Origin of the sequence: Kocuria oceani, assembly GCF_029524215.1 — a bacterium.
GTDB lineage: Bacteria > Actinomycetota > Actinomycetes > Actinomycetales > Micrococcaceae > Kocuria > Kocuria oceani.
On record NZ_JARAMH010000004.1, the window covers coordinates 1 to 15,242 of the forward strand.

The window sequence follows — 15,242 nt, forward strand, 5'->3', positions numbered from 1 at the left end:
CGTGAATGAACCTGATTCCCCAAGGCGAATCAGGTGGGATCAGGCTAGGGACGGCACATTCATGTGCACAAGCGAAATTCACAAAGTTAAGAATTGCCGCTGCGAAGACCGAGAAAGAGGGCAGTGAGGCACGTGAGGTCACCCGGACCGGGCGCTTCCGTCCCGGCGGGCCGGCGCGGACGTGCGGCGGTGGCCGGAGCCGATCGTGCACGTTCCGAGCGACGCCGCAGGTCGGAATGGCCTTCCGTGCTGGGGCGGGTCCTGGACGGAAGGGACCGGCCGGTGCCGCCGGTCTCCTGGCGACAGTCCTGGGGTGCCGTCGGAGCCGGTGCGTGCCGGTGGCATTTCGCCGGGCGGATTACCTGTCGCACGGAACGTGCTGCCGCATTCCGTCAATAACGAGTGCAAATTCAGGAATTCGCAAAGAAAAGTGAATTCCCGGCGGGTGGAATGCCGAACCTCCGGCTCGAAATGCACGAGAGCCCCCTTCGGCGGTGGTGCCGAGGGGGGCTCTCGTGGATGGTGCGCCCGAAGGGATTCGAACCCCCAACCTTCTGATCCGTAGTCAGATGCTCTATCCGTTGAGCTACAGGCGCATCGGCTTCCCGGCGTCACCGCCGTCCAAGCCGGGTACAACTCTACATGCGGGCCGCAGGAGCGCAAAATCGCCGGCCGTCCCGGCCCCCGGGCCGCCGCGCGCGTAACCCTGCTGGGGCGGTCCCCGCCCGGGCGATAGGATGAGCCCACATCACAGTAGAGACCGGCCGCCCATCTCCCTGCCGCTCACTGTGGGCCCGGCGCGACCGGGTCGTGTGTTCGACGGCGAGCACCACCACGAGAGCCCCGGGCGGTCGGCTGACGGCCTCAACGAGGAGACATGTCAATGGCTGACAACCCCACTGCAACGACGGAGACCACCGGGCTGAACGAGGCTGTGACGAGCGCGCTGGAGAACGCGCCCACCACCCACGCGCACCTTCTCGACTGGGTGCGCGAGACGGCGGAGCTGACCCAGCCGGACGGCATCCACTGGGTCGACGGCTCGGAGGAGGAGTGGAAGCGGCTCACCGACGAGCTGGTGGACGCCGGCACCTTCGTGCGCCTGGACGAGCAGAAGTTCCCCAACTCCTTCGCGGCCTTCTCCGACCCGGACGACGTCGCCCGCGTCGAGGAGCGCACCTTCATCTGCACCAAGACCGAGAAGGGCGCGGGTCCCACCAACAACTGGGAGGACCCGGAGGTGATGAAGGCGGCGCTGCGCAAGCGCTTCCGCGGCGCCATGCGCGGGCGGACCATGTACGTCATCCCCTTCGTCATGGGCCACCTCGACGCCGCCCGGCCCAGCTACGGCGTGGAGATCACCGACTCCGCGTACGTGGTGTGCTCGATGCGCATCATGGCGACCATCGGCACTCCCGTGCTCGAGAAGCTGACCGCGCAGAACGGCTTCTTCGTCGAGTGCCTGCACTCCCTGGGCGCTCCGCTGGCCGCGGGCGAGGAGGACGTGCCCTGGCCCTGCAACCCGGCCAAGTACATCGTGCACTTCCCCGAGGACCGGTCCATCTGGTCCTTCGGCTCCGGCTACGGGGGCAACGCCCTGCTGGGCAAGAAGTGCTACGCCCTGCGGATCGCCTCGGCCATCGCCCACGACGAGGGCTGGCTGGCCGAGCACATGCTCATCCTCAAGGTCACGAACCCGCAGGGGGAGAGCCGCTTCATCTCCGCGGCGTTCCCCTCCGCGTGCGGCAAGACCAACTTCGCGATGCTCGAGCCCACGATCGAGGGCTGGAAGGCGGAGATGGTCGGCGACGACATCGCCTGGATCCGCTTCGGCAAGGACGGTCAGGCCCGCGTGACCAACCCGGAGGCCGGCCTCTTCGGGGTGGCCCCGGGCACCGGGTGGCCCACGAACCCCAACGCGATGCGCGCCATCGCCCGGGGCAACACGATCTTCACGAACGTGGCGCTCACCGACGACGGCGGCGTCTGGTGGGAGGGCATGACCGAGGAGGTCCCCGAGCACCTGACCGACTGGAAGGGCCGCGAGTGGACCCCGGAGTCCGGCCGTCCGGCCGCGCACCCGAACTCCCGGTTCTGCACCCCGATCAAGCAGGTCGACATCCTGGCCCCCGAGTACGACGACCCCGAGGGCGTGCCGCTGTCCGCGATCGTCTTCGGCGGGCGCCGCAAGACCACGGTGCCGCTGGTCTCGCAGTCCTTCGGCTGGGAGCACGGCGTCTTCCAGGGCGCCACGCTGTCCTCGGAGACCACGGCCGCCGCCAAGGGCGCCGTGGGCGTGGTGCGCCGGGACCCGATGGCCATGCTTCCCTTCATCGGCTACAACGCCAACGACTACCTCGCCCACTGGGTCGAGATCGGCGAGCGCGTGGGCGAGGAGAACATGCCGAAGGTCTTCTACGTCAACTGGTTCCGCCGCACCCCGACCGGCGGGTTCGCCTGGCCGGGCTTCGGCGAGAACTCCCGGGTGGTCAAGTGGATCGCGGAGCGCCTCGACGGCACCGCCGGCGGGCAGGACACCCCGATCGGGACCGTGCCCACCCCGGAGGACCTGGACCTGACCGGTCTGGAGCTGGCCCCCGAGGACCTCGAGGCCGCCCTGAAGGTGGACCCCGAGGAGTGGCAGGCGGAGCTGCCCAGCATCGACGAGTGGTTCCACCGGCTGGGCCACGTGCCCGAGTCGATCCTGGAGCAGCGCGCGGGCCTGGAGGACCGTCTGCACCAGGCCTGAGCCGGTGGCCCGGGCGGCGCGGCCCGGGCTCTCGCACCCACGGAGGGGTCCCCGCACCGGGGGCCCCTCCTCCGTGCGTGGGAGAATGGGGGAGCTCCCGCGGACGGCCGGGAGCGCCGGGATCCGGGAAGGACCCGCCATGAGGAACGGGAGGGGCCGGTCGTGCGGCTGACAGCATTCTCCGACATCGCCCTGCGGGTCCTGCTGCTGACCGGGGGCGCCCCCGAGGGGGAGAGGCTCACCACCCGTGCCATCGCCGAGGGGGTCGGCGCGCCCTACCACCACGTGACCAAGACGGTCGGCCGGCTGAGCGGGCTCGGTCTGCTCGCCTCGAGCCGCGGTCGCACCGGCGGGGTGTCCATCACCTCCGCGGGGCTGGACACCGGCGTGGGCACCCTGCTGCGCGAGCTCGAGGCCGGTTCGGCGATGGTCGCGTGCGAGGCCCCGGACGGGCACTGCCCCCTGGACCACGAGTGCCGGCTGCGCCGGGCGCTCGCGGACGCCCGGGAGGCCTTCTACCGGGCGCTCGACGACGTGCGGGTGCGCGACCTCGTGAGCGAGCGGCAGGTGGGGCCGGTGCTCCTGTCCATCGGGATGCGGCCCCCGGGAGAGCCGGAGGGCCGGCCGGCGGTCCCGGCGGCACCGATTCCTTAATAAAGCATCTCAAATGCTACTTTCAGGGTGTCAGATACCGGCACCCAGGAGGCAACGATGCTGTCCGAGAAGTCCCGCCCCGTCATCGAGCAGACCATCGGCGTGGTCGCCGAGCGGATCCCGTTCATCACCCCCGAGTTCTACCGCTCCATGTTCGCGGCGCGCCCGGATCTGCTCGACGGCATGTTCAGCCGGGCGAACCAGGAGAACGGGAGCCAGCCGCAGGCGCTCGCGGGCTCCATCGCGATGTTCGCGTCCTGGCTGCTGTCCCACCCGGAGGGCTACCCGGACGAGCTGCTCTCCCGCGTGGCGCACAAGCACGCGTCCCTGGGCGTGCTCCCGGAGCACTACCCGGTCGTCCACGAGCACCTGTTCGGTGCGATCGCCCGGGACCTCGGCGACGCGGCGACCCCCGAGGTGGTCGCCGCCTGGGACGAGGTGTACTGGCTGATGGCCGACGCCATGATCAGGATCGAGGAGGGGCTGTACGGGTCCCGGGCCAACGACGTCGTCGTCGCCCCGTTCCGGGTCGCCGCGAAGGAGCAGGCCGGGGTCGGCACCGTCGCCCTCACCCTCGAGCCGGCCGACGGCACCCCCATGACCCCCGCCGTGGCCGGGCAGTACGTGACCGTGCAGGTGCGGATGCCCGACGGCGTGCACCAGCCGCGCCAGTTCACCCTGGTGCCCGGGCCCGAGGGGACCCGCCGGATCGCCGTCCGCCTCGACGAGCGCGGTGAGGTCACCCCCGTGCTGCACCACGACGTCCGGGTGGGCGACGTCCTGCAGGTCTCCAACCCCTACGGCGACGTGGTGCTGCCGGAGGGGGACCGGCCGCTCGTGCTGGTCTCCGCCGGCATCGGGGTCACGCCCATGCTGGCGTTCCTGGACCGGCTCGTCCGCCAGGAGTCGCGGCGCGAGGTCCTGGTGCTGCACGCCGACCGCTCGGCCGCGACGTGGCCCCTGCGCGAGCTGCACGAGCTGCTCGTGGCCGAGCTGCCCGGTGCGCGCCTGGAGACCTGGATGGAGACCCCCGGCGAGGGCGACCACGACGGGTTCATGGACCTGACCGGAGTGCGGCTCCCCTCCGGTGCCCAGGTGGTGCTGTGCGGTCCGCTGCCGTTCATGCGGGCGGCCCGTTCCGCCGCGGTCGCCCAGGGCGTGCCCGGGCGCAGCATCGCCTACGAGATCCTCGGCCCGGACCAGTGGATGCTGCACGACGACGCCCGCGAGGCCGCCGTCGCCTGAGCCGCCCCGGCAGCACGGAGCCCCGCGGGACGGGCTGTCCCGCGGGGCTCCGTGCTGCCGGCCCCGGAAGGCCTGCGGGTCCCGCCGCGCTCAGGAGCGCACGAGCCCCAGCACCCGGTCGCGGACCCGCTCCATGGTCTCGACGTCCTTCGCCTCGACGTTGAGGCGCAGGAACGGTTCCGTGTTGGAGGGCCGCAGGTTGAACCACCAGCCCTCGTCCGGGCAGCTGAGCGTCGTCCCGTCCAGGGTCTCCACCACCACGTCCCGGTCCGCGAGAGCGTCCACGACGCGGCGGACGGCGCCCGCCTTGTCCTCGACCGTGGAGTTGACCTCCCCCGAGGCCGCGTACGGGTCGTACTGGTGCATCAGCTCGCTCAGCGGGCGCTCCTGCTCGCCCAGCGCCGCCAGCAGGTGCATCGCGGCGAGCATCCCGGTGTCCGCGTTGAAGAAGTCGCGGAAGTAGTAGTGGGCGGAGTGCTCGCCGCCGAACACCGCGGACTCCTGCGCCATCACGGCCTTGATGAACGAGTGGCCCACCCGGGTGCGCACCGGCCGGCCGCCGCGGGCGGTGACCAGCTCGGGGACGGCCCGGGAGGTGATGAGGTTGTGGATGATCACCGGCGTCTCGACGCCCTCCGCCCGGGCCCGCTCGATCTCCCGCTCGGCCACGAGCGCGGTGACGGCGGACGGGGAGACCGTCCCGCCCCGCTCGTCGACCACGAAGCAGCGGTCGGCGTCGCCGTCGAAGGCGATGCCCAGGTCCGCCCCGTGCTCCTGCACGGCGCGCTGGAGGTCCACGAGGTTCTCCGGCTCCAGCGGGTTGGCGGGGTGGTTGGGGAACGTGCCGTCCAGCTCGAAGTACAGGGGCACGATCTCCAGGGGAAGGGCCGGCAGGACCGCGTCGCCCAGCACGGCGGGAGTGGTCAGTCCGGCCATGCCGTTGCCGGCGTCGACCACCACCTTGAGCGGGCGCGTCCCGGAGAGGTCCACCAGGGAGCGCAGGTACTCCGCGTAGCCGGTCAGGACGTCCCGCTCGGTCACGGTGCCCGGAGCCGGGGCGGCCGGGATCGCGCCCTCGTCGAGGTAGCGCTGCGCCAGGTCGCGGATGTCGTAGAGCCCGGTCTCGGAGGAGACCGGCACGGCCCCGGCCTTCGACATCTTCATGCCGTTGTACGCGGCGGGGTTGTGGCTCGCCGTGAAGGTCACCCCGGCGGCGTCGAGGGTGCCGGAGGCGTAGTACAGCTCGTCGGTGGAGATCAGCCCGATCATCAGCACGTCCGCGCCACGGCGGACGGCGCCCTCGGCGAAGGCGTCCATGAACTCCGGGGAGGAGGGGCGCATGTCCCCTCCGACCAGGACCGTTCGGCCGGCGAGGTCCAGGACGTCCACGAACGCGGCGCCGGTGGCCCGGACGGTCTCCGCGGTGATGGACTCGCCCACGATGCCGCGGACGTCGTAGGCCTTGAACGAAGCTGAGAGATCGATAGTCACAAGCGCCGATCTTAGGCCACGACCGTCCCGGGTCGCCGCCGGACCGGCGGGTGGTCTGTGATTGGATGACGGGCATGGGTGAGATCCTCCGCATGCGCAATCCGGTCCAGCACTATGCCTGGGGCTCGCGCGAGGTGCTGGCCCGGCTCCGGGGCGAGCCCGTGCCGAGCCCCGAGCCCGAGGCCGAGCTGTGGGTGGGAGCGCACCCCTCCGCCCCGTCGGTGGTCCTGCTCGACGGCCGCGAGCGGCCGCTGGACCAGCTCGTGCAGGAGGACCCCGAGGGCTTCCTGCCCGCGGCGGCGCGCGGCGGCGAACTGCCCTACCTGCTGAAGATCCTGGCCATCGACGCCCCCCTGTCCATCCAGGTCCATCCCTCCCCGGAGCAGGCGGAGGAGGGCTACGAGCGCGAGCAGCGGGCGGGGATCCCCCGGGACGACCCGCGGCGCAACTACAAGGACCGCTCGGCCAAGCCCGAGACCGTGGTGGCGCTCACGGAGGTGGAGCTGCTCACCGGGGTGCAGCCGGCGGAGCGGCTGCGGGCCACGGCCGACCGGCTCGGCCTGGCCTGGCTGCGCGCGGCCGCCGACGGCGAGCGTCCCGTGCTGCCCCGGGTGCTCGCCCTCGACGACGACGCCGCCGCGGACGCCGTGGCGGAGACCGTCGCCGCGGCCCGCGCCGCCGGCCCGCAGGACCCGGCGGCCGCGCTGGTCCGGTACGTGCACGACCGCCACCCGGACGACCGCGGCCTGCTGGTGGCCGTGTGCATGCGGCACGTGCGCCTGGCCCCCGGCCAGGCCCTGCACACCCCGGCGGGACAGGTCCACGCCTACCTCTGCGGAACGGCCGTCGAGGTGATGAGCTCCTCGGACAACGTCCTGCGGGCGGGTCTGACCGGCAAGCACGTGGACGTGCCGGAGCTGCTGGCGGTGCTGGCCGAGGTGCAGTCCGACCCCGAGGTGGTGGAGCCCCCGGCCGACGAGCACGGCGCGCGCGTCTACCCGCTGTGGGACGAGCGGCTGTCCCTGGTCGCCCACGAGCTCGTGCCGGGCCGCGCCGTGCCGTTCGAGCTGCGCGGGACCGCCGTGCTCCTGGCCGTCGGGGACCGCGCGGTGGTGCGCACCCCGGAGGCCGAGTGGACGCTGGGCGGCGGGGAGTCGCTGCTCCACCGGGGCGCCCCGACGGCCGTGGAGCTGTCCGGGGACGCCCGGGTCTTCACCGTCTCCTGCGGCTGAGGCCGGTCCCCGTCCGGGGTCACTAGACTGGGCCCACCGGCCCCGGAGCGCCCGGTGCCTGTTCTCCCCGGGAGACCCGCCATGAGCACCACCCCGTCCGACGGTCTGCGCGGCACCACCGCGCCGTGCCCGCGCTGCGGCGCCACGGGCTTCGAGCTCGTCTACGTCCAGATCATGCCCGACGACTGGGACACCGCGCGCGACGTCGAACTGGCGTCCCCGTCGATGATGCTGCCCGACGGGCGCGCCCCCGAGTTCTCCTGCCAGAACGGGGCCTGCCGCCACCTCTGGTGAGCCGGCGGACCCACTCGGCCGGCTCAGCCGACCGGGGCCTGCGGGCCCTCGGTCATGCCCGGCGCGGCCGGGCCCTCGAAGCGGGACATCTCCGGTCGCGGCCCGTAGTAGCGCCGCAGCCACCGGGAGAGTCCGTCGAGGCCGGGAAAGAGCACCCGTTCCGTCACGTTGGCCTGGTCCAGGTGGTCGCGGATCCGCCACTTGAGCCCCGCCGGGATGATCACCTTGCGGTAGAGCTCCGGGTGCTCGCCCAGCCAGTCGTGCAGGGAGGCGCTCGCCCCGGGCATCGCGGAGAAGACGGCCGACTGGTTGACGATCCGCTCGTCCAGCGAGGGCGGCTCGAAGAACAGGGGCGCGGCCTGCGCGCCGCCGCTCACGCACCGGTCGAAGTCCTCGAGGGTGTAGGCGATCCGGCCGAGCATGCCGGTGGTGAACAGGCCCGCCTCGTGCGCGCGGATCTCGCGGCGCAGCTCGGCGGGGAGGAGCTCGTGGGCCGCGGCGTAGTCGACGCACCACACAGCGCCCGGGGCGTCGTAGCAGCGGGGGTCCGCGGTGGCGAAGTGCAGCGCCACGTAGGGGGAGTTCGTCCAGTCCAGCAGCCGGGTGGGAAGCCCGTGGTGCTGGGCCACGGACAGCCAGTTCCAGTCGGAGTCCCCCGGCGAGGTGTCCCGGGCGGCGTACTTGCGGAAGTTGCGCAGGATGTGGGACTCGACCCGGTCGCTGGCCCCGCCCCGGAGCCGGTACAGGCTGGTGTGCAGGTCGTGGTCGGCCAGCGCGTGCCCGCGGTGGACCACGTTGATCCGGAACTGCCCGCGGGAGGGCTGCCAGTCGCTGTGCGTGAGGGCGTCGATCAGCCCGTAGAGGTCGTCCTCGGCGATCTCGATGACCGGGTCCATGAACGGCGTCCCTGCCTCTCCGCGGGTCTCCCTCGACAGCGTGCGCTCCACCGCAGTGCGCGCCCGCCGTCCGGGGAAGACCCGCGGTCAGCGGAGGACCCGCGGTCCGGGACGGCCCCCGGACCGGGGCGGCTCAGTTCGCGAAGACGTCCTGCAGCCGGTCCTCGTCGGTCCACAGGGCCACGGAGTCGCCGCCGTTGTTGAGCACTGAGGCGGAGCGGCCGTTGTAGGAGGCGTCGGCGGTGTCGGTGCCGGGGCCGGTGTACACCCGCAGCTGCTCGCCCGGGGCCAGCTCGTAGCCGGCGCCCACGGACAGGACGTTGTTCGCCGCGTCGCGCAGGATCCAGCCGCTCACGTCCACGGCGCGGGGGCCGGTGTTGGTGAGCACCACGTGCTCACCGGTCCCGAACTGGACGTCGTCGCCGGGCACGTCGTTGACGGCGCCGGAGATCTCCACGCCGTGGTCGCCCGGGTAGGGGTCCAGGCCGTCGAGGAGGCGGTCGGTCTGGATCGGGAAGTCGCCGGTGACCATGTCCACCCCGAGCTCGAGCACGTGCTGGACGGCCTCCGGGGAGTTGACGGTGTACACGCCCAGGTCCAGGCCGGCGGCGTCGACGCGCGCGACGTCCTCCGCGTCCAGGGCGCGGTAGTTGGTGCCGACCGAGTCCACGAAACCCGCCCAGCGCTGGATCGTGGCCGCGTCGGGCACGGACCCGGTCAGCTGCTGGAGGGGGACCTCGGGCGCGAGACCGGCGAAGGTGCGGTTGGAGGCCTCGTCGAAGCCGATCACGGTGACCTTGCCGGCCGCCAGCAGCTTCGACCAGTCCTTGTCCTGCGCCAGGGCGTCGGCGACGACCTGTTCGATGCCCGGGGAGTTCCGCGGCGACTTGATCTCGATGTAGACCCCGGTGTTGACCGTGGCGACCTTCGCGGCGTCGTCGAGGTGGGGGATCCGCTCGCCGGCGAACCGCGGGCCGAAGTACGACCCGGCGTCGAGCTGCTGCAGCTCCGCCCAGGTGAAGGAGGTGACGGGGTCGTTCTCCCGGCCCGGGAAGACCTCCGCCACGTCCGTGGTGCGCGCCGGGGTGTCGTCGTGGAAGAGGAACGGCACGCCGTCGGCGCTGAGCTGCACGTCGATCTCGAGGTAGTCCACGCCGGCGGCGCGGGCGTCCTTGAACGCGGAGACCGTGTTCTCGGGGGCGGTGCCGGCGGCGCCGCGGTGGCCGATCACGAGCGGGCGGTCGGCCTCGGCGGGGGCCGCGACGGCCGGCGCCGCGACGGTCAGCACGGTCGCCGCGCCGAGGGCTCCGGCGGTCACGGCGCGCAGGACGGGAACGAGGGGATCGGACACGGGGGTGCTCCTTCGAGCTCGGGGACGGTGCCCCGCCAGTCCAGCCGGGCCGGGTGACGGCGTGGCCGACGCGAGGTGAAGCGCCGGTGATCTCCTGGCGTCCCGGGACCGGCCGGTACCGTGGGCGGCATGGACTCCGACACCCTGGTCAACCTGCTGCTGGTCCTGCTGTTCGTGGCGGTCGGGGGAGTCTTCGCCGGCACCGAGATGGCGATCGTGAGCCTGCGCGAGAGCCAGATCCGCCGGATCGAGCGCTCCGGGCGCAAGGGCGCCCGGACCGCGGCGCTCGTGCGCGACCCCAACCTGTTCCTCTCGGCGGTGCAGATCGGCGTGACGGTGGCCGGGTTCTTCTCCTCGGCCTACGGCGCCTCCACCATCGCCCCGGACCTCGCCCCGCTGATCGAGCGGGCCGGGCTCTCGGAGTCCGCCGCCCGGACCACCGCGCTGATCGGGATGACCCTGGTGATCGCCTACCTGTCCCTGGTCTTCGGGGAGCTCGTGCCCAAGCGCCTGGCCATGCAGCGCTCGGTGGGCTTCACCCAGCTGCTGGCCCCGCCGCTGAACCTGTTCGCCAAGCTGATGCGCCCGGTCATCTGGCTGCTCTCGGCGTCCACGAACCTCGTGGTGCGGCTGGTCGGCGGGGACCCGCACGCCGCCGGGGAGGAGGTCTCGGCGGAGGAGATCCGCGAGCTGGTGGTGGACACCCGGGGGATCGGGCCCGTCTCCCGCTCGATCCTCACGGACGTCTTCGAGGCCGGGGAGCGGCGCCTGGCCGAGGTCATGCGGCCCCGCCCCGACGTGCAGTTCCTCGACGGCACCCTGTCCATCACCGAGGCGTACCGCACGGCGCTGGGCCTGCCGCACTCCCGCTACCCGGTCACGGGCGCCACCGTGGACGACGTGCTCGGCTTCGTGCACATCCGCGACCTCGTGCGGGCCGACGCCGACGGTGACGGCGTGATCGAAGCCCCGCCCCGCACCCTGCGGGACGTGGTGCGGCCCATCCCCTTCCTGCCGGAGACCAACCACGTGCTGCGCACCCTCCAGGCCATGCGCAAGGACGGGCAGCACATCGGGCTCGTGGTCGACGAGTACGGCGGCACCGCGGGCATCGTGACCCTGGAGGACCTGGTCGAGGAGCTCGTGGGCGAGATCTACGACGAGTTCGACGCCGGGGTCCGGGAGCACGAGGACACGGTGCTGCGCTCGGGCGAGGCCGTGCTGGTCGACGGCGGGCTCATCATCCAGGAGGTGCCGGAGGAGACGGGACTCACCATCCCGGAGGGGCACTACGAGACCGTGGGCGGGTTCGTCATGGACCGGCTGGGCCGGGTGGCGCGCCCGGGCGACGCCGTGCAGGTGGACGGGTGCCGGCTCGAGGTCCTGGCCGTGGACCGCAGCCGGGTGGAGCGCGTCCGGATCACCCGGCTGCCGGACGACGGGCCGTCCTGACCGGGGCCCGCGCCCGGCGCGGACCCGGTGGGCTCAGTGCCCCCGGAAGGCCTCGGCCAGCCACCACGCCCCGCCGTCGGAGGCGATCTTCGCGTCGACCACCAGCGGGCGGTCCCGGGGCCCGTCCGCCCAGGCGCGCACGGCGGCGAGGTCCCCGACCGTGCGCACCACCACGCCCTCGGCGCCGAAGCCGCGGCCGACCGCGGCGATGTCCACGTCGGGGAACACGACCGTGTCCAGCGGGACGTCACCGGCGCCCGGACCCGAGAAGTGGTGCACTTCCGCGCCGTAGGCGGCGTCGTCGTAGACCACGCAGACCAGCGGCAGGCCCAGCCGCACCGCCGTCTCGAGCTCCGCGACGCCCATGAGGAAGCCGCCGTCCCCGGTGCCCAGCACGGGCAGCCGGTGCGGCTGCGCCAGGGCCGCGCCGATCGCGGTGGCCAGGCCCAGGCCCACCGACTGGAAGGCCTGGGTGAAGCAGAACCCGCGCTCGTCCGGCACGGAGAGGTACTGGCTGGGGTAGCCCATGAAGTTGCCGCTGTCGACCGCCACGACCCGCTCGGCGGGCAGCAGCGCATCCAGCTCGCGGGAGAGCACCCGCGGGTCGATCCGCTCGCCCGTGGAGAGGTCCTCGAACGGCACGTCCCGCCAGCGCCCCTCCCGGGCGATCCGTGCCGCCAGCTCCGGGGTGCGCCAGGACGACGACGCCGCGGGCGCGCCCTCCAGCGCGGCCAGGACGTCGCGGGCGGTCTGCGCGCACTCGCCCACGACCCCGAGCTCCAGCGGGCGGTCCACGGGCCGGTGCGCGCCCAGCGCGGTCTCCTCGAGGTCGACCTGCACCACGGCGGCCTCCGGGCCGAGCAGCCGTCCGTGCCGGGTGGTCCACATGTTCAGGGCGCAGCCCCAGCCCACCACGAGGTCGGCCGCGCCGATCAGCTCCGCGGCCAGCGGCGTGGAGAAGCCGCCGGAGATGCCGAGGTCGAACTCCTCGCCGGCGAACAGGCCCCTGACCACCGCGGAGGTCGCCAGCAGCGCGCCCGTGCGCTCGGCCAGGGCGGCCAGCTCGGCCCGCGCCCCGCGCGCCCCGCGGCCGGCCACGAACACCGGCCGCCGGGCGGCGGCCAGCAGCGCGGCGAGCCGGCCGGCGTCGTCGCCGTGCGGGCGCACCCGCGGGGCGGGCGGGAGCACGGGGACCTCGGAGGTCTCCGGCGCGGCGGCGGCCTGGACGTCGAGGGGCACGCTGAGCACCACGGTGCGGCGGTCGTTGCGGGCGCGGCGGAAGGCCCGGACGACGTCGGCCACGGCGCTCGCGGGGGAGTGCACCCGTTCGGCCACCGCGCCCACGGACCGGGCGAGGCCGTCCTGGTCGACCCGGAAGTTCGAGTGCACGGCCGCGGCCTGGGCGTCGGCGGTGAGCACGACCAGCGGCGTGCGGGACTTGGCGGCCTCCCCGATGCCGGTCACCGCGTTGGTCAGCCCGCAGCCCTGGTGGGTGCTCAGCACCGCGACGCGCCCGCTGGTGCGGGCCCAGGCGTCGGCCATGGTCGCGGCCCCGCCCTCGTGCCGGGCCGCGGTGAAGGGCACGCCCGCCGCGATCAGCGCGTTGGTCAGGTGGAAGTTGCCGCTGCCGACCACGCCGAAGACGTGTCCGGCCCCCAGCTCGGCGAGCGTGCGGCCCACGAGCTGGGCGACGGTGCCGGTCACGCCCCGGTCCGCTCGACGAGGGCGAGCACCCGGGCGGGGCTGCCGGTGCCGCCCACCACCGGCAGCGGGGCCACGACCAGCTGGGCGCCGAGGACCGGCAGCCGGTCGAGGCCGCGCAGCGACGTCAGCCCGTACTTGTCGGCGCCGAGCAGGTGGTGGTGGGCGGGGAAGGGCGGGTCGAACCCGCCCGCGACGCCGGCGTCGATGCCGACGGTCTCCACCCCGAACCCGCTGACGTGCGGGTGCGCGGCCAGCCACTGCGCGGCCGCCACGGAGGGCCCCGGCGCGTGCAGGCCGTGCTCGTCGGCGTTGAGGAACCGCGCGGGGTCCTCCCCGCGCGCGGACCAGCCGGTGCGCAGCAGCACCCAGCAGTTCCGCGGGAACCGCCCGTGCTCGGCCTCCCACCGCTCCAGGTGCTCGGGCTCGAGCAGGGCGTCGGCGTCCGCCTCGGCCTCCGCGGTGAAGTCCACCACCGCGGCGGGCCCGACGAGTCGGGCCGGCTCGATCCGGTCCACCGACCTCCCGTGCCGGCCCGTGATCCAGTGGACGGGGGCGTCCAGGTGCGTGCCGGCGTGCTCGCCCAGCCGCAGGTCGTTCCACGCCCAGCCCGGCCCGGCGTCGTCGAAGGCGCTCACGGGGGTCATGGACAGGCCCACCGTGTTGGCGAAGGGCGCGGGCAGCTGCAGGATCGGCGTCTCCGGCGTCAGCGGCGTGGTGAGGTCGACGACCTCCACCGTCCCGGCGGCCAGCGCCGCGCCCAGTTCGGTCAGGACGTGCATGGGACGGTCCTCCTCCGCCCCCAGCGGGGGCCCTCTGCGCCCGTGGCCTCCGTCGCGGGCCCGGTGCCCTCGCCATGGTGCGGTCCCCGCCATTGTGCCCCGCCCGGCCCGGCCCGGGCACCCGGCCCGAGACCTGGTCCGGGCACCCGGTCCGCGCGGCCGGGAATCGGGCACGAAAAGTTGTGCTATCCATGGCCGCCGATGCGGCGCATCCTGGAAGGACGAAGAGGCCGCCGCCGCCGGCCCGGTCTCGTGGACATCCCCAGGAGGATCAGCCATGGCCACCACCGAGTTCGTTCCCGTCTCCGACTGCAGCGTGGGGCAGTGCTCCTACAACCACGACCACGAGTGCACCGCCCACGCCATCACCGTCGCCGGGTCCTCCGGCCACGCCCACTGCGGGACCTTCATCCCGCTGGGCAAGGAGGGCGGTCTGCCCACCGTCCACGCCGAGGTCGGCGCCTGCCAGCGGGCCGAGTGCGTGCACAACTCCCACCTGATGTGCACCGCCCACGACGTGAAGATCGGGGCGGGTGCGGACGAGGCCGACTGCCTCACCTACCAGGCCGCCTGAGCCCGTCCGCCCGACGCCACCCCCTGGTCCCGGCAGCCTGCCGGGACCAGGGGGTGGCGTCGTCCCCGGGGCCGTGGCGTTCCGCGCCCCGGGGTGGCCTCGCGTCGGCGCCCGGGACGGGGCCGCCCCGGACGCCGGGTGCTCCGGGGCGGGCCCCGGTGCGCCCGGCGCGGGACAATGGAGGTGTCCGAACGGGAACCACCGACGACGAGAGGACGGTACGGCCATGGACGAGGAGATCCGGCTCAGCGGAGCCGACCACCCGCACGTGCAGATCCCACGGCTCGGGGAGCTCGACGCGATCTGGGCGCGGCGGATCGTCCTGGCCGCCGTGCTCAGCCTGGTCGTCGGCCTGCTGGGCGGCATCGCCGCGGCGCTGCTGCTCGGCCCGGACGGCCTGCTCGGCCCGGCGCAGTGGGGGCTCCTGGCCGGTGGCGCGGCCCTGCTGCTCAGCGGCGTCGTCCTGTCCCTGGTCCGCGCGGACGACGCCCCCCGCAACGACCTGATGGACGCCCGCGCCCGGGCGAGCAAGGGACTGCGGATGTCGGTGCGCCGGGGCGCGATCCCGCAGGACCCGGTGCTGCGGGAGATGCAGGACTACATGGCGGTGGAGATGGTGCAGTACGCCTGGCCGATCGCGCTCGCCGTGCCCGGCATGGCGCTGGTGGTCTGGGCGATCTTCGTGCCGGCGCCCGTCGTGGTCGTGGCGCTGCTCCTGGTGCTGGTATGGGCCGCGATCCGGGTCAACGGGACCGTGGTGGGCCGGCGCTACTACGGGCTGCGGGGCCTGCGCTGACCGGCGGTCCCGCTCCCGCCGGTCC

13 protein-coding genes and 1 tRNA gene are annotated in these 15,242 nt (G+C 73.6%); 8 read left to right on the forward strand and 6 right to left on the reverse strand.

The window, feature by feature from the left end; genetic code table 11:
- Positions 1–520: 520 nt before the first annotated feature.
- Positions 521–596 (reverse strand) — tRNA-Arg (locus PU704_RS05310).
- A 287-nt stretch (positions 597–883) separates the two neighbouring features.
- On the opposite strand from PU704_RS05310, the gene PU704_RS05315 reads away from it, so the two are divergent.
- The 3 genes from PU704_RS05315 (at position 884) to PU704_RS05325 (ending at position 4,648) form a co-directional block, all read left to right on the forward strand.
- A complete protein-coding gene (locus tag PU704_RS05315; RefSeq protein ID WP_277550527.1) occupies positions 884–2,749 on the forward strand; it encodes a phosphoenolpyruvate carboxykinase (GTP) in 1,866 nt (621 codons plus the stop codon).
- A 162-nt stretch (positions 2,750–2,911) separates the two neighbouring features.
- Positions 2,912–3,403, forward strand: a complete 492-nt coding sequence (locus PU704_RS05320) for an RrF2 family transcriptional regulator (protein ID WP_277550528.1) — start codon at positions 2,912–2,914, stop codon at positions 3,401–3,403.
- A gap of 57 nt (positions 3,404–3,460) precedes the next feature.
- Entirely contained in the window at positions 3,461–4,648 is a 1,188-nt protein-coding gene (locus PU704_RS05325; protein ID WP_277550529.1) for a globin domain-containing protein, read from the forward strand.
- 90 nt (positions 4,649–4,738) lie between these two features.
- On the opposite strand, the gene PU704_RS05330 is transcribed toward PU704_RS05325, so the two are convergent.
- Positions 4,739–6,139 (reverse strand): phosphomannomutase/phosphoglucomutase, encoded by a 1,401-nt coding sequence (locus PU704_RS05330; protein ID WP_277550530.1) that lies wholly within the window; start codon positions 6,137–6,139, stop codon positions 4,739–4,741.
- A gap of 74 nt (positions 6,140–6,213) precedes the next feature.
- Here PU704_RS05330 and manA point away from each other — a divergent pair, with 74 nt between their 5' ends.
- Positions 6,214–7,371: a mannose-6-phosphate isomerase, class I gene (manA, locus tag PU704_RS05335; protein WP_277550531.1), complete on the forward strand. Its 1,158-nt coding sequence runs from the start codon at positions 6,214–6,216 to the stop codon at positions 7,369–7,371.
- An 81-nt stretch (positions 7,372–7,452) separates the two neighbouring features.
- Positions 7,453–7,665, forward strand: a complete 213-nt coding sequence (locus tag PU704_RS05340; RefSeq protein WP_047803740.1) for a hypothetical protein — start codon at positions 7,453–7,455, stop codon at positions 7,663–7,665.
- Between the two features lie 23 nt (positions 7,666–7,688).
- Here PU704_RS05340 and PU704_RS05345 read toward each other — a convergent pair whose 3' ends face one another.
- Together PU704_RS05345 and PU704_RS05350 are read right to left on the reverse strand one after the other, a co-directional pair.
- On the reverse strand, positions 7,689–8,561 hold the full coding sequence (locus tag PU704_RS05345) for an FRG domain-containing protein (RefSeq protein ID WP_277550532.1): 873 nt from the start codon (positions 8,559–8,561) through the stop codon (positions 7,689–7,691).
- Positions 8,562–8,694: 133 nt separating this feature from the next.
- The gene (locus PU704_RS05350) at positions 8,695–9,912 is read right to left on the reverse strand and encodes a glycerophosphodiester phosphodiesterase family protein (RefSeq protein WP_277550533.1); all 1,218 of its coding nucleotides are present in this window, start codon (positions 9,910–9,912) and stop codon (positions 8,695–8,697) included.
- 129 nt (positions 9,913–10,041) lie between these two features.
- On the opposite strand from PU704_RS05350, the gene PU704_RS05355 reads away from it, so the two are divergent.
- Positions 10,042–11,364 carry a hemolysin family protein gene (locus tag PU704_RS05355; protein ID WP_277550534.1) on the forward strand — a complete coding sequence of 441 codons (1,323 nt, stop codon included), beginning with the start codon at positions 10,042–10,044 and terminating at the stop codon, positions 11,362–11,364.
- Positions 11,365–11,397: 33 nt separating this feature from the next.
- On the opposite strand, the gene PU704_RS05360 is transcribed toward PU704_RS05355, so the two are convergent.
- Entirely contained in the window at positions 11,398–13,068 is a 1,671-nt protein-coding gene (locus PU704_RS05360) for a thiamine pyrophosphate-binding protein (protein ID WP_277550535.1), read from the reverse strand.
- A complete protein-coding gene (locus tag PU704_RS05365; protein WP_277550536.1) occupies positions 13,065–13,847 on the reverse strand; it encodes a cyclase family protein in 783 nt (260 codons plus the stop codon). The genes PU704_RS05360 and PU704_RS05365 overlap by 4 nt, the downstream gene beginning before the upstream one ends.
- Positions 13,848–14,124: 277 nt before the next feature.
- Here PU704_RS05365 and PU704_RS05370 point away from each other — a divergent pair, with 277 nt between their 5' ends.
- Both PU704_RS05370 and PU704_RS05375 read left to right on the forward strand, forming a co-directional pair.
- A complete protein-coding gene (locus tag PU704_RS05370) occupies positions 14,125–14,421 on the forward strand; it encodes a DUF1540 domain-containing protein (RefSeq protein WP_047802954.1) in 297 nt (98 codons plus the stop codon).
- Between the two features lie 226 nt (positions 14,422–14,647).
- The gene (locus PU704_RS05375; RefSeq protein WP_047802953.1) at positions 14,648–15,217 is read left to right on the forward strand and encodes a hypothetical protein; all 570 of its coding nucleotides are present in this window, start codon (positions 14,648–14,650) and stop codon (positions 15,215–15,217) included.
- Positions 15,218–15,242: the final 25 nt, after the last annotated feature.

Coding starts and splice junctions, on each gene's coding strand:
- PU704_RS05315 (WP_277550527.1), top strand. CDS start 884: ATGGCTGACAACCCCACTGCAACGACGGAGACCACCGGGCTGAACGAG.
- PU704_RS05325 (WP_277550529.1), top strand. CDS start 3,461: ATGCTGTCCGAGAAGTCCCGCCCCGTCATCGAGCAGACCATCGGCGTG.
- manA (WP_277550531.1), top strand. CDS start 6,214: ATGGGTGAGATCCTCCGCATGCGCAATCCGGTCCAGCACTATGCCTGG.
- PU704_RS05340 (WP_047803740.1), top strand. CDS start 7,453: ATGAGCACCACCCCGTCCGACGGTCTGCGCGGCACCACCGCGCCGTGC.
- PU704_RS05345 (WP_277550532.1), bottom strand. CDS start 8,561: ATGGACCCGGTCATCGAGATCGCCGAGGACGACCTCTACGGGCTGATC.
- PU704_RS05355 (WP_277550534.1), top strand. CDS start 10,042: ATGGACTCCGACACCCTGGTCAACCTGCTGCTGGTCCTGCTGTTCGTG.
- PU704_RS05365 (WP_277550536.1), bottom strand. CDS start 13,847: ATGCACGTCCTGACCGAACTGGGCGCGGCGCTGGCCGCCGGGACGGTG.
- PU704_RS05370 (WP_047802954.1), top strand. CDS start 14,125: ATGGCCACCACCGAGTTCGTTCCCGTCTCCGACTGCAGCGTGGGGCAG.
- PU704_RS05375 (WP_047802953.1), top strand. CDS start 14,648: ATGGACGAGGAGATCCGGCTCAGCGGAGCCGACCACCCGCACGTGCAG.